The sequence below is a fragment of the Priestia sp. YIM B13552 genome (assembly GCF_042787775.1).
In the GTDB taxonomy this organism is placed as follows: domain Bacteria; phylum Bacillota; class Bacilli; order Bacillales; family Bacillaceae_H; genus Priestia; species Priestia megaterium_E.
On sequence record NZ_JBHZOU010000005.1, the window covers coordinates 167,228 to 180,403 of the forward strand.

Consider the following 13,176-nt stretch of genomic DNA (forward strand, 5'->3'; position numbering starts at 1 on the left):
GATATTTAAATTTTCTAAATAATGTAACTTCTTTATTTTACCATATTCATAACGCATCGGCTTTTTTATCTTAGAATGACATGACTCCTTTTACCTAAAATTGGTATACTGATAGAGTACAAGAATCGCCAAGGAGGATGATGTATGAAAAAAGTAAAAGCTGCCCTTCCACTCGCTGTTTCTTTAGCACTCGGGCTTCAAGCACTTCCTATGTCCACTTCACCTGTTCAAGCTGAAGCAGCGGCGAATGCTGCTCATCATTCAGCAAAAGTTGAAGTCAAACGAGCAAACGCATTTTTAACGAATGTCGCCAACGGCAAAACAAAAGAAGCTAAGCGCCATTTTTCACGCAGCCTGCAGTCCAAAATGAGTGAAGACAACCTAAAAACATGGTGGTCAGCTCTAACGGCTCAGTTTGGTGCTGTAAAAAAGATTGGGACAGCTGTACAAGGTGAAGTCAATACCGTTCATCGAAATATAGAAATTCCCATTGAATTTGAACACATATCAGCTACTTTAACCGTTCGATTTAGTCAAAATCGGCAAATTGATGATTGGCGAATCGTACCGGAGGAGCGCCAGTTTTCGTTTTCCACACCGCCTTACGATACCTCTAAGAACTACAGTGAAACACAGCTTTCAATCGGCAAAGCACCTTACGAACTTCCAGCAACGCTTACTCTTCCAACACGTTCAAAACATCAAAATGTACCCGTTGTCATATTAGTTCACGGATCAGGACCTTCTGATCAAGATGAAACGTTTATGAGCTTAAAGCCGTTTCGAGATCTGGCTTCTGGACTGGCTTCTCAAGGAATCGCCGTTTTACGCTACAACAAGCGTACATACGAACATACAGCTAAAATGTCCGGTGAAAATAAAATAAACGTCGACGATGAAACAACGGATGATGCCGCACTCGCAGTGGAAGCAATGGCGAAACAAAAAGGCATCGACAGCCGCAATATTTTTATACTAGGACACAGTCAAGGCGGCATGATGATGCCCAGAATTTTAAATCAAACGCCGGATAAAAGCGTGCGCGGCTCTATTTTACTCGCTGCACCGAGCCGCACACTTCCAGAGGTAATGCTTGAACAATTTGCCTATCTTGTATCGCTGAATCAGCTTCCGAAAGAGCAGCTTGCGTTTTTCCAGCAGCAGTTTGCCATTTTACAAGACCCAAGCTTTTCACCAGCTCAGCCGCCAAAAGAGTTCCTGCTTGGCACGCCTTATTTTTGGTATGACGTAGCTCACTGGCACCCTGCAGAAGTCGCAAAATCTCAGGACACGCCTCTGCTTCTTTTACAAGGAGCACGTGATTATCAAGTAACGACCGAAGATTTTGAAGGCTGGAAACAAAGCTTATCTCAGCGTTCCAACACTTCTTTTAAGCTTTATCCAAAGCTCAACCACTTTTTCACAGAAGGAACTGGTGAAAAAAGCACGCCCGATGAATATGCTGTTTCAGCCAACATTCCTTCTTATGTCATTGATGATATTGTGAAATGGGTTCGTGAAACGAAAAAGTAAAGAAAAAAGAGCGGCTGTTTCCGCTCTTTTTTCTTTACTTTCTATTTAAGATGATATGCGACTGATCGGAAGAAGCGGTGGATTTTCTTCCTTTTCCCCAGCCTACAGCTTCCCGGTAACTTCCGAGCAAGTGCTGATTTATTACATGCTGTTCATTTACTTCTACAGTTTGTTCAGCTAAAGGCGTCACATATAAAGCATCTACCGGACAGTACAGTTCACACATAAAGCAAGTTTGACAATCGGATTGACGAGCTATGGAAGGAGCACCTCCCATTCGAGAGCGGTCAAAGACATTTGTTGGACAAACGGATACACAAAGATTGCAGTTAATACATCGGTCTTCACTAAGAAGCTCGATCATTAAATAACCCCCTTTACGCGATCAGAAGATTTTGTACCTAAGGGTCTCGCCCAGACTTCCTGCACCCCTCCGCTTAGAATGCGGTAGTGTTGCTTGGAATCCATAAACGGAAAATCGTCACGCCGGTGCATTCCTCGCGTTTCTTTCCTTTCTAATGCACTTGTATACATCCATCGCGCCGTTGCCGTCATGGCCGCAAGCTCTCGACTTCTCACGATGTTTCTTTCTTTATCATATACTCCATTCTTCAACTCATTCCACACGGCATTTAACTTCATAAGAGAATCTTGCAGTCTTACTTCTGAACGGAACCAGTTTCGATCATATGGAAAGACTTCGCGCTGAACCGATGCTATCATTTCCTTCGTATCAGCTGCGTCAGAAGAAGCTACTGACTTTGTGATTCCTGACGCTTCTGATAAGCCTTTTGCATGTCGACTTGCGGCATTTTTTCCTTGCTTAACAGCAAATGCTGCCGCTGCTTTTCCTGACCAGCAGCCTGAAGAGATAGCCCACGCTGCATTATGGCTTCCTCCTCCCGTAAATCCTCCGCAAATTAATTCGCGCGTTGCCGCATCTCCGGCTGCATATAAACCTGGAATGTCGGTTCTACACGTTTCATCTGTAATGTGAATACCTCCTGTTCCTCTAACAGTTCCTTCAAAACGCAGGGTGATTGGAAACATTTGAGTAAAGGGATTTATATGAAGACGATCAAATGATAAAAAGAAATTTGGCTGTGATAAGCGCATGGCTTTTTGAATGCTTTCATCCGCTTTGTCCAGCCTTGCATAAACGGGCTGGGTCATTAACGTTCTGGCAATGATGGAACGTCCTTTATGAGAACCGGCTCCTTCAATCACTGTACCGTCTTCATAATAAAATGTAGCCCATTTATAAAATGCAGATTTTGTGATTGGAGAAAAAGCTGGCGAAATTGAATAAGCATTTGAAAACTCCATACCTGAAAGGGCCGCACCTGCTTCTGTAGCTAATAAGTAACCGTCTCCTGTTAAAACATTTGTACCGAGTGCTCCGCTCAGAAATGCACACCCTCCCGTTGCAATCACAACTGCAGCAGCCTCTACTCTCCATGTTTCTTGCGTTTGATTATTGATTCCGCACGCACCTGCCACACCGTGTTCATCTGCAAGAAGCTCCAGTGCGGGGCTGTGGTCCAAAATCTGAACGTCTGCTTTTTGAAGCTGACGCCGCATTAATCTCATATATTCAGGACCTTGAAGAGTCGTTCGCTGAGAAATCCCTTTTTCATCTACTGGAAACGGATAGCCAAAATGCGCTAACTCATTTACTTGTTCAAACGTACAATCAAGCACTCGCTTCATCCAGCTTCTTTCGGCTAAATATCCTCCCAGCTCTTCCCTGCTTTTCATCGCGGTCATCTGTTCATCAGAAGTGGGCTTTACATACCAAACTCCTGTACCAGAAGGCGCAGTTGCTCCGCTCGTTCCGCAATATCCTTTATCAACAAGTACAGCTTTTGCACCTTCTTTAACTGCTTGCAGAGCTGCCCATGCACCAGCAGGGCCTCCTCCAATAATTAATACATCTGTATGAAAATGAAAGTCGGCAGTCATATACGGATCCTCCTCTTAAAATGTTTACGCTCTCAAAAACCTTATTAAGAAAAAACTTACTTACTGTCCATTCGACTATTTTGCTCATCGCTAAATTTATACCAACTATTCCGTTCCAGAATCCAATTCTTCCATAGCAGCCGTTCAATAAAAAAGGAGACCAGTCCATTTGTTTCACCACAATGGTCTGGCCTCCAGTTGCCTAGTAGGCGCGTTTTTTCGTACAGCGTCAGCAATACCTAGTAATTCACTTTGTTTAATTATATATTAAAAGTTTATGCTAGGATTGTCAATGATTATGTTATTCTTAGAATTTATTTCGATTGTTCGTATCTCGTATTGACAACTCTATGAATTTTTTGGTAAATTAATCTCACTAAACATATAGGAATTAAAAAAACCGACCAGACAACTGGAGGCTCTTATTCTTTTAAAAAGAATGAGAGCCTTTTTGTTTCCTGAATTATATGTAATACGATAAGGAGGTCAAGTATGGCAAGTGCTCAACCACACGTAATTCAATCGCGTCAAGACATTATCAACTTTGTTAATTCAAATCCAGTTACCTCTAAAAGCTGGAAAATCATTTTAGTAGCGTTAGGCGGCATTTTTGTCGATGCCTATGACTTTACCAGTCTTGGAATTGGAGCTGATCAGTTAAAAGAACAGTTTAACCTTTCTCCTGCCGGTCTTGGAAGTCTTACAGCTATTATGGCCCTTGGCGCTTTGTTAGGAGCCACTGTAGGAGGATACTACACGGACAAATTCGGCCGCAACAAAATGTTTTTAATTGATTTATTTTTTATGGTCTTCTCCGCTCTTGGCGCTGCTTTAGCAACTGATTTAGTTTGGTTGTTTATCTTTCGGTTTTTAATGGGCGTAGGCGTAGGGCTAGATGTTCCGGTAGCGCTCAGCTTTATTGCAGAGTTCAGCAATTTAAAGAAAAAAGGTCAATACGTGAACTTGTGGTGTCCCCTGTGGTATGTGGCTGCAACTGTTACTGGACTTGTTGTTCTCCCTTTTTATCTGCTCGGGCAGCACGAAGATATTTGGCGCTGGTCGGTAGGATTTGGAGCTGTTGCTGCACTAATCGTGCTAATTTTGCGCTACCGCTACATGAATGAAAGTCCGATGTGGGCCGCTCATCACCTTCCGCTTAAAGAAGCGGTCAAAGTGTTAGAGAAAACCTATGACATACAAGTCACAGTGGCTAAGAATGCAAAAGAAGAACCATTATCTCGTTCAAAAAAACTGTCTTACAAAGCTATTTTCCAAGGAAAGTATCGGGCTCGGACATTTCTAGCTTCCATCATTACGGCTACTCAAAGTATGCAGTACTTTGCCGTTGGCTTCTATATCCCAACCATTTCCACGCTTATTTTTGGCAAAGGAATGATTTATGCAATTATCGGTACTCTTTTCTTTAATTTATTTGGGATTATTGGCGGCTTTACACAATCACGGCTAACTGAGCAAGTCGGTATAAGAAAACTTGCCATTACAGGCTATACCATTTGTTCTTTAAGCTTAGTCCTGATGGGGCTCACAGGCGATACACATTTTATTGCGCTGCCAATTTTATTTATTGCTTTATTTATTTTCGGTCAATCTTTTGGACCCGGAGCGCAAGGGATGACGATGGCCACTCTTTCTTACCCGACTGAACTGCGAGGGCTAGGCTCTGGATGGGGGCAAGGAACAACGCGTATTGGCAGTATTTTAGGTTTTTACTTATTTCCGGTTGTCCTTTCAATTGGCGGGATCTATACGACGTTTCTGGTTCTTACAATCGTTCCCGTTATTGGGCTGATCGCGACGATTCTTATTAAGTGGGAGCCTATTGGCACAGATGTCGAAAAAGAAGAAGAGCAAGAATTTGAAAGCGATAAAAGCTTTAGTAAAAAAAGTGAGGTCTATCACTAGCTATAATCCTAGTAAAAACGGAAAACACCTTCAAGTGCAGTGTGCTTGAAGGTGTTTTTTTGTTAAAGGTCGATAAAATACATACTCGTAAAAGGCTATGCAAAGCGCCCCATCACTACCGTGTTATAGTACTTGCCGTCAGACAGCACCTTATCATTTTTTAATACTCCTTCTATTTCAAACCCGAACTTTGTATATAAATCAATCGCTTTTTTATTGGTCTCTAACACATTTAGCGTCATTTTCTTCATGTCCGCGCTATCTGCCCACCGTATGGACTGCTGTAAAAGCTCTTTGCCAATTCCGTATCCCCAATGTTCTTTTGCGATGCACACACCAAACTCTACTTTATGAGAAAATCGTTTCAATTCGTTGCCTTGGCACCTTGAAAATCCGACGATTTCATTATGTACGCTTGCTACTAAAAATAAGTTTCGTTTACTTTCTGTGTCACGTTGAATAAGTTTTTCAAAATCGGATTCGTCCATATATCCTTCCCCTGGTTCACGATCTAAGTTTTCCGTTTCTCCGTCTAGCTGAACTCTAAGGTGAGACAGTTCGTGTGCATCGCTGGTGTCAGCTGAACGAATGATGTACTGAAGTCCTTTTACATTATAGATTTGCTGGTTGATGACCATCGTATTCCTCCAAGCGTCTTTCATAAATCTATCAATTGAATTTAATTTCCTTTAATATAAATATTATACATAAAGAAAGAGAGCTGAACGAGTTGCTTTGGTTACTGCTTTTAATTCTATACGGCATTTACAAGTTCTATAAATCAAGAAGACCTCTAACGAAGTTTGACCATTTTTATGAGAAAGCGTTTGAGCTAGAAGAAAAAAAGCGATATGAAGATGCTCTTGATATACGCAATCAAGGGATCGAACTCCATACCCTTACCGATTTAGAACGAGCTGATTTACATTTAGCAAATGGGCGTATGCTTTTAAAACTAAAGCAATACGAAGAAGCAACAAAACACTACGATGCCTCATTTAAGCTAGCAAAATATGAAAAATTCCCTTACTCAGAAGGATTTGACGAAGTCATTGAAGCCTACTTGTATGCAGGGCGTAAAGAAGATGCGCTGATAATAACCAACGACATGTTAAAACGGCAAAGCTATGATCAAAAATTTAAAAAGCTAGAGCCTTTAAAAGAAAAGCTTCTTTCATATGAAGACTCATGGTAAAATTAAACAATTGAAAGCGTATTATTAAGAGCGACTGAGGTGAACGTAATGGTCATAACCGTCATTGTAGGAGTGCTGGGTTTAATTGGTTTAATTGCAGCAGGTTTTGCGACGAATTATAAAGATACGAAGTAAGGATACATAAAAAAGAACAAGAACCAAATAGGTTCTTGTTCTTTTTTTTAACGAGCCAACAGCTTTTCTGCTATGCGCAAAAACATCTTTACGCCAATTTCAAGCGAGTCTTCATCTACCGTAAACTTCGGATGATGATGAGGGTATACGATGCCTTCTTCTTCATTTCGTGCTCCAATGTTAAAAAACGCCCCTTCCGTTTCCTGCAGGTAAGCTGAAAAATCTTCTCCTCCCATTTTAGGAGACAGCGTTTTAACCCGTTCTTTTCCATATTCTTCGATAGCTGTTTCTTCAATTAAACGCGTAATTTCTTCAGAGTTAATGACAGGATGATAGCCTTTTTCATACGTAAACGTGTACTCTGCGCCGTAGGCTTCTGTTAGTCCTTTTACGATACGGTCAATTTGTGCCGGAACTTTTTCTCGCAGAGCCGCGTCAAAGCTGCGAACGGTTCCGTTCAGCTCCACTTTATCAGGAAGTACATTGTGCGTAGTTCCTCCGTGAAATTGTGTAACTGATACAACTAATTTATCAATTGGATTCGTCGTTCTTGAAACAATGGTTTGAAGGTTGGTCACAATTTGCGCTCCTACCACAATGGCATCAACTGCTTCATGAGGCGCTGCGGCGTGTCCTCCTTTTCCTTTAATCGATATGTTAAACGTGTCAGGCGAAGCCATCATAGGACCTGCAAGCACGCCGATTTCTCCGACGGGAAGGCCAGAATTCAAATGCGTGCCAATTACGTAATCCACCCCTTCCACCACGCCTTCTTTCACAAGCTCCTGCGCTCCTCCCGGCAGCAGCTCTTCTGCGTGTTGAAAAATCAAGCGAATTTCTCCTTTAAATTCATTTCCTAACTGAGAAAGAACAGAAGCTACTCCTAATAAAATAGCCGTGTGACCGTCATGTCCGCATGCATGCATCACGCCTTTATGAACAGAAGCAAATGCAAACGTGTTTTCTTCTTCAATCGGCAGCGCGTCCATATCCGCTCGAATCGCAACTACTTTCCCCTGCTCTTTTCCTATTAATCTAGCCACCACGCTTGTTGGTGTAGGACGCGTAATGATAAAGCTTCCAAACGAACGAAGCGTATCTTCAACGTACTGAGCCGTTCGATGCTCTTGAAACGATAATTCAGGATAGCGATGAAAATGTCTTCTCCACTCAATTACCTGCTTCTTTAAGCTTTCTGTGACGCTGTATTCACTGATTAATTTGACTGTCATACACATACTCCTCCTTTGTTTGACTATATCGATTGGCTGGAACGGAAAGGTTCAAATTCCCGCGCAGCGTACTGCTTTCATATGAAGTGTCGTAAAGGCCACGCTCTTGTAAAATAGGCACTACTTTTTCCACAAATTGATGAAACGTCTCGCTCATAAAAGGACGAAGCACAAATCCATCCGCTGCTTCTTGCTCATGCCATTTTTGCATTTCATCCGCTACGTGTTCAGGTGTCCCTGAAAACGGCGAACGCGGCAATATTGTTTCAAGCGCCACTTGTCTTAACGTTAACTTTCGAGCAGCCGCCGCTTGTTTAATTTTATTTGTCGTGCTTTGAAAGGCATTTGCTCCGATATCCCCTAACTCTGGAAACGGTGCGTCTAGGTCAAATTGCTGAAAGTCGTAGTCATCAAAAAAACGAGCTAAATATGTAATGGCGTGATCAATTGGAATTAGCGCAGCAAGCTCTCCATATCTTCTTTCTACATCTTCCTCGCTATCTCCTATAATTAAATCAATACTTGGAAAAATGAGAAGCTCTTCGGGATTTCTTGCTCTATTTTTCATATCTTGATAGAATGCCCGCGCTTCTTCTAGTGTATGTGCATTTGTATAAATCGCATCGGCATTCTCTGCTCCGAATTCTCTTCCTCTTTCTGATGAACCTGCTTGAAACACAACCGGATGTCCCTGCTTTGAACGAGCAATATTTAACGGCCCTTGAACTTGAAAATGTTTGCCTTTAAATCCAAGCGTATGCATTTTCTTTGGATCAAAAAACTGCCCGGTTTCTTTTTGATAGATAAAAGCATCGTCTTCCCATGAATCCCACAGTCCTTTTACTACGTCGAGATGCTCTTTTGCAATTTCGTATCGTTCGCTGTGAAGAGGAAGATATCCTCTGCTGTGATTGCGCGCTGCTCTTTCTTGCGGAGAAGTAACTACGTTCCATCCCGCTCTCCCGCCGCTTATATGATCAAGAGACATCAGCTGACGAGCGATTGTAAAAGGCTCACTGAAACTTGTTGAAATCGTCCCGACTAGTCCGATGTGACTCGTAGAAGCAGCGAGAGCTGACAGCAGCGTAATTGGCTCAAAACGATTTAAAAAGTGAGGAATAGACTTTTCAGATATGGCTAATCCATCTGCAATAAAGACAAAGCTGAACAGTCCTTTTTCCAATATACGCGCTTGTTTCTTATAAAACTCAATATTAATGCTCGCATCAGGCTCTGCGTCCGGATGTCTCCATCCATCCGTCGTATTTCCAAGGCCTTTAATATTTGCTCCTAGCTTTAGCTTTCTTTTTTCACTCAACGTATACTTCCTCCTTTTTACGACAAATAAAAAGAGATGCTTTGATTGTTCAAAGCATCTCCAGTCGTCTGGTCGATTGTTTTTAAACGGCTATTTATTTAGAGCAAAATAGCTGTTGACCTCTCATTTATTTAGCTTATTTGAATAGTATACTCACTATTCCTATAAGTCAAGTTTGTTTTTAGTTAAAATAAATGATCTCTTCTTTCTTTAACTAAACTTAATTACGATTTCATTCTTTTTAAATTTCTTAAAACTCATTTTGACTATCGGAATAACCGGTGATATAACTATATGTACATTCAGCATCCATACTGCCTGTCAGGCTACTGAAGGCTCTTCTCTTCTCTTCAACTTGAAGCGAGATAAGAGCCTTTGGCATTTAAGGAGTTGAATGTTTAACCCAGCTCATTTATTTTCACTATTTAACTAAGGAGGCGTTACATATGAGTTTGCAATTTGCTTATTGGGCTCCGAACGTAAGCGGAGGTCTTGTCATTTCCAACATTCCTCAAAAAACAGAGTGGTCATTTGAAGCGAACAGCCGGTATGCGCGAATTGCCGAGCAGGTGGGCTTTGATTATGTTCTCTTGCAAACTAGGTTTTTTGCAAGCTACGGAGCTGAAAATCAACTAGAAGCTGCGACTCTCGCTTCTGCTTTGGCCGCCACTACTAAAAAAATCAACATTATTACAGCAGTTCTTCCGGGGCTATGGCATCCCGGCGTATTTGCTAAAATTATTTCGACTATTGATCATATCAGCAGCGGACGCGTCTCTGTGAACATTGTAAGCGGCTGGTTTAAAGGCGAATTTAACGGCTACGGCGAACCATGGCTAGATCATGATGAGCGATACCGCCGTTCTGAAGAATTTATTAACGTTCTTCGAGAGCTATGGAAAAACGAAACGACTACGTTCAAAGGAGACTTTTACCGATTAAATGACGCACCGTTAAAACCAAAGCCTCTTCAGCCGCCAAAAGTATTTCAAGGAGGAAACTCTAAAGCCGCCCGTGAAATGGCAGGCCGAGTATCAGACGTTTATTTCATGAACGACAACTCGATTGAAAACTTAAAAAACCAAATTGAAGATGTAAAAGCAAACGCAAACGGCCGTGATATTCAATTCGGGGTGAACGGGTTTGTCATTGTCCGTGAAACAGAAGAAAAAGCAAAACAAGTGCTAAAAGAAATTGTTCTACAAGCGGATAAAGAAGCCGTTGAAGGGTTTGAAAGTCAAGTGAAATTTGCAGGCAAAGCTTCTCCTCAAGGTGAAGGCATGTGGGCAAACTCTTCATTTGAAAACTTAATCCAGTACAATGATGGCTTCCGAACTGGCCTTATCGGAACAGCCGAACAAGTCGCCAATCAAATTATTGAACTGAAAAAAATCGGCGTGGATATTATTTTGACAGGCTTTTTACATTATGAAGAAGAAATCAAAACGTTTGGCGAAACCATCATTCCGCTCGTAAGACAAAAAGAACAGGAACTAAAAGAAAAAGCGGGCGCATTGTAAATAGTTTATCGTAACAAACATTAAAATTTTTGGAGGTATGTTATGTCAGTCGAAATTTCTGCACGTCCTGTATATAATCAATCAACGCGCGCTTATTACGCATCCATCCGCGAGAAAATCGCTTCTCTTGTAGATGAAGTGATCCGGCCTAATGCAGCCCTTACAGATGAAGAAGGTGCTTTTCCAAGAGAAAATTTAGAAGCGCTTATTAAAGCAGGCTGGGGAAATATTCTTGTACCAAAGGCATACAACGGCTTAGAGCTTGATCACGTGGCTTTTGCAATTGTAGCTGAAGAAATTGCAAAAGCTTGTGCTTCTACTGCTTTAGTTTACGTGATGCATGTCGGAGCGATTCAAACTATTACGCTGTATGGAAACGACGATCAAAAGAAACGCTGGTTACAGCCAATTGACCAAGGGCTGATTGGTACGTACTCTACAAGTGAAAAAGCCTCAGGAGGACACTGGTGGTACAACTTCAGCCAAGCACAGAGAAATGACGAAGATTATGTAGTTAATGCTGACAAATCATTTACTACGAGCGCCGGGCAAGCTGATTTTTATATCGTCCAAACACGCAGTCCTGAAGCACAAGAAGCAACGGATATTAGCTTTTTTATTGTAGATGGAAAATCAGACGGCATCACCGCAAGTCCATGGGAAGCGCTGGGCGTTCGCGGCAATCACAGCGGTCCGATTTCTTATAAAAATGTACATGTGCCAAAAGAAGATCTTCTAGGCAGTGAAGAAACAGGGAAAGAAATCGTCTTAAACGGCGTTTCCCCTATTTATTTAATTGGCCTTGGTTCTGCTTGGCTTGGAGTAGCGGAACATGCGCTAGAGCTTGCGGTTAACCATGCAACGCGAACGATTCACCGCGATTTTAATAACCAGCTTAGCGACTATCAAGTCATTCGCCAGCAGATTGCCGAAGCAAAAGTCCTCATTGAAAGCACAAAACCATGGCAAATTGACTTGGCAGAACAGCTTGATATTTTACAAGCCGAACAAAAAGCACAAGGTGTCCTTACCCTCCCTCTAACTGAATTTAAAGTGCACGCTTCAGAAGTAGCCAACAAAGCAACGCGAATTGCATTGGATGTAAGCGGCGGATACGGCTATAAAAAAGGACCTATTGAACGTTTGTTCCGAGATGCCAGAGCGGGCATTGCTATGGGCCCTTCTAATAATATTGCCAGAGAATGGATCGGAAAGAACCTTGTAGGGCTTCCTCTTGAACTTTGGATTAAAGGCGGAGAGTAACGTTTAATATCGTAAAAAAGAGGATCTTTTAAAGAGATTCTCTTTTTTGCTTTTTTAACGTAACGACTACGCTCCCTATTTTATGTCCGGTTTCTACATACTCATGAGCTTCTGGAATTTGTTCTAAAGAGTAGCATCTATCAATCACTGATTTTATCTGCCCTTCTTCCATCAGCTTTTTAAGAAGCAATAAATCTTTCGTCTGCACTTTGGCAATTCCTTGCCCTTCGACCGAAACAAAGCGTCCATTTAAGGCTAACACTTCCTGGCACTGATTTTTTGTGATTTTCCCAACGGCATCAAAGATAAGATCGTATCTTTCTTCTTTTTCAGTAAAATTTTCGTGTTGGTAGTTGATGACGCGGTCTGCTCCTAAAGACTTTACTAGTTCACTATTTTTAGCACTGCACACGCCTGTCACTTCAGCTCCGTAATAGCTAGCAAGCTGTACAGCGGCAGTTCCTACTGCACCTGAAGCACCGTAGATAAGCACTTTTTGACCAGCTTGAATGTTTCCTTTTCTAAAAAAATGCAGAGCCGTCGTGCCGCCAAAAGAAATAGAGGCGGCTTCTTCACAGGTTACATTCTCTGGCTTTACGGCTATTGTCCCCTTTTCTGGTAAGCAGATATATTCCGCATATCCTCCGAACTTCATACCAGTCATCGCAAACAGCTGGTCGCCTTTTTTGAACCGCGTTACGTTCTTTCTGACGTTCTCTACTTCTCCGGCCAGCTCTACGCCTAGTATTGATTTTCTAGGCTTCCGTAATCCTAAAACTATTCGCATTGGAAGCCACAACAGCAGTGGACTGTTAAAGCTCCTCACTCTGCAGTCGCCCGATGTGACCGTGGTGGCATGAATTTTTATCAGTATTTCATTCTCTTTTGGAATAGGATTTTCCACTTCTTCAAGCTGAAGAACATCTGGTTTACCATACTTTGTACATACCATTGCTTTCATAACAGCTCTCCTTTTTTCACTAGAGTTCAGTATATGTTTATAAACTATGCTCGTCAAAAGCTATTCTTTCACATTTTATAAAGAACGCCGGTGAATCTACTATCACATATGGTAAATAAAAGGATATTGCTATA

The 13,176-nt window shown here is 41.8% G+C and carries 11 protein-coding genes; 5 read left to right on the forward strand and 6 right to left on the reverse strand.

The genetic code is table 11. From position 1 onward, the window contains the following. The first annotated feature begins 144 nt into the window (after window positions 1-144). On the forward strand, window positions 145-1,533 hold the full coding sequence (locus tag ACFX40_RS20070; RefSeq protein WP_377256002.1) for an alpha/beta fold hydrolase: 1,389 nt from the start codon (window positions 145-147) through the stop codon (window positions 1,531-1,533). Window positions 1,534-1,567: 34 nt separating this feature from the next. Here ACFX40_RS20070 and ACFX40_RS20075 read toward each other — a convergent pair whose 3' ends face one another. After that, window positions 1,568-1,897 carry a 4Fe-4S dicluster domain-containing protein gene (locus ACFX40_RS20075; RefSeq protein ID WP_013084034.1) on the reverse strand — a complete coding sequence of 110 codons (330 nt, stop codon included), beginning with the start codon at window positions 1,895-1,897 and terminating at the stop codon, window positions 1,568-1,570. Continuing rightward, on the reverse strand, window positions 1,897-3,495 hold the full coding sequence (locus tag ACFX40_RS20080) for an FAD-dependent oxidoreductase (protein ID WP_028409343.1): 1,599 nt from the start codon (window positions 3,493-3,495) through the stop codon (window positions 1,897-1,899). The genes ACFX40_RS20075 and ACFX40_RS20080 overlap by 1 nt, the downstream gene beginning before the upstream one ends. A gap of 492 nt (window positions 3,496-3,987) precedes the next feature. Here ACFX40_RS20080 and ACFX40_RS20085 point away from each other — a divergent pair, with 492 nt between their 5' ends. Continuing rightward, a complete protein-coding gene (locus ACFX40_RS20085; RefSeq protein WP_377256005.1) occupies window positions 3,988-5,418 on the forward strand; it encodes an MFS transporter in 1,431 nt (476 codons plus the stop codon). A gap of 95 nt (window positions 5,419-5,513) precedes the next feature. On the opposite strand, the gene ACFX40_RS20090 is transcribed toward ACFX40_RS20085, so the two are convergent. Continuing rightward, the gene (locus ACFX40_RS20090; RefSeq protein WP_098965250.1) at window positions 5,514-6,056 is read right to left on the reverse strand and encodes a GNAT family N-acetyltransferase; all 543 of its coding nucleotides are present in this window, start codon (window positions 6,054-6,056) and stop codon (window positions 5,514-5,516) included. A gap of 92 nt (window positions 6,057-6,148) precedes the next feature. On the opposite strand from ACFX40_RS20090, the gene ACFX40_RS20095 reads away from it, so the two are divergent. Then, complete coding sequence (locus ACFX40_RS20095; protein WP_057244309.1) at window positions 6,149-6,613, forward strand: hypothetical protein; 465 nt, start codon at window positions 6,149-6,151, stop codon at window positions 6,611-6,613. 182 nt (window positions 6,614-6,795) lie between these two features. On the opposite strand, the gene ACFX40_RS20100 is transcribed toward ACFX40_RS20095, so the two are convergent. Together ACFX40_RS20100 and ACFX40_RS20105 are read right to left on the reverse strand one after the other, a co-directional pair. After that, on the reverse strand, window positions 6,796-7,980 hold the full coding sequence (locus ACFX40_RS20100) for a M20 family metallopeptidase (RefSeq protein ID WP_098432260.1): 1,185 nt from the start codon (window positions 7,978-7,980) through the stop codon (window positions 6,796-6,798). After that, window positions 7,958-9,298 carry an LLM class flavin-dependent oxidoreductase gene (locus tag ACFX40_RS20105; RefSeq protein WP_098332106.1) on the reverse strand — a complete coding sequence of 447 codons (1,341 nt, stop codon included), beginning with the start codon at window positions 9,296-9,298 and terminating at the stop codon, window positions 7,958-7,960. Before ACFX40_RS20105 ends, ACFX40_RS20100 begins: the two co-directional genes overlap by 23 nt. A gap of 446 nt (window positions 9,299-9,744) precedes the next feature. Between ACFX40_RS20105 and sfnG the strand changes: the two genes are divergently transcribed. Both sfnG and ACFX40_RS20115 read left to right on the forward strand, forming a co-directional pair. Further along, complete coding sequence (gene sfnG / locus ACFX40_RS20110) at window positions 9,745-10,818, forward strand: dimethylsulfone monooxygenase SfnG (RefSeq protein WP_377256008.1); 1,074 nt, start codon at window positions 9,745-9,747, stop codon at window positions 10,816-10,818. Window positions 10,819-10,860: 42 nt separating this feature from the next. After that, window positions 10,861-12,081: an acyl-CoA dehydrogenase family protein gene (locus ACFX40_RS20115; protein ID WP_377256011.1), complete on the forward strand. Its 1,221-nt coding sequence runs from the start codon at window positions 10,861-10,863 to the stop codon at window positions 12,079-12,081. 28 nt (window positions 12,082-12,109) lie between these two features. On the opposite strand, the gene ACFX40_RS20120 is transcribed toward ACFX40_RS20115, so the two are convergent. Beyond that, window positions 12,110-13,042, reverse strand: a complete 933-nt coding sequence (locus ACFX40_RS20120) for an NAD(P)-dependent alcohol dehydrogenase (RefSeq protein WP_377256014.1) — start codon at window positions 13,040-13,042, stop codon at window positions 12,110-12,112. Between the last annotated feature and the right edge of the window lie 134 nt (window positions 13,043-13,176).

Excerpts from the sequence above, each read along its gene's own strand:
- ACFX40_RS20070 (WP_377256002.1), top strand. The coding sequence starts at position 145 with ATGAAAAAAGTAAAAGCTGCCCTTCCACTCGCTGTTTCTTTAGCACTC.
- ACFX40_RS20075 (WP_013084034.1), bottom strand. The coding sequence starts at position 1,897 with ATGATCGAGCTTCTTAGTGAAGACCGATGTATTAACTGCAATCTTTGT.
- ACFX40_RS20080 (WP_028409343.1), bottom strand. The coding sequence starts at position 3,495 with ATGACTGCCGACTTTCATTTTCATACAGATGTATTAATTATTGGAGGA.
- ACFX40_RS20085 (WP_377256005.1), top strand. The coding sequence starts at position 3,988 with ATGGCAAGTGCTCAACCACACGTAATTCAATCGCGTCAAGACATTATC.
- ACFX40_RS20090 (WP_098965250.1), bottom strand. The coding sequence starts at position 6,056 with ATGGTCATCAACCAGCAAATCTATAATGTAAAAGGACTTCAGTACATC.
- ACFX40_RS20100 (WP_098432260.1), bottom strand. The coding sequence starts at position 7,980 with ATGACAGTCAAATTAATCAGTGAATACAGCGTCACAGAAAGCTTAAAG.
- sfnG (WP_377256008.1), top strand. The coding sequence starts at position 9,745 with ATGAGTTTGCAATTTGCTTATTGGGCTCCGAACGTAAGCGGAGGTCTT.
- ACFX40_RS20115 (WP_377256011.1), top strand. The coding sequence starts at position 10,861 with ATGTCAGTCGAAATTTCTGCACGTCCTGTATATAATCAATCAACGCGC.
- ACFX40_RS20120 (WP_377256014.1), bottom strand. The coding sequence starts at position 13,042 with ATGAAAGCAATGGTATGTACAAAGTATGGTAAACCAGATGTTCTTCAG.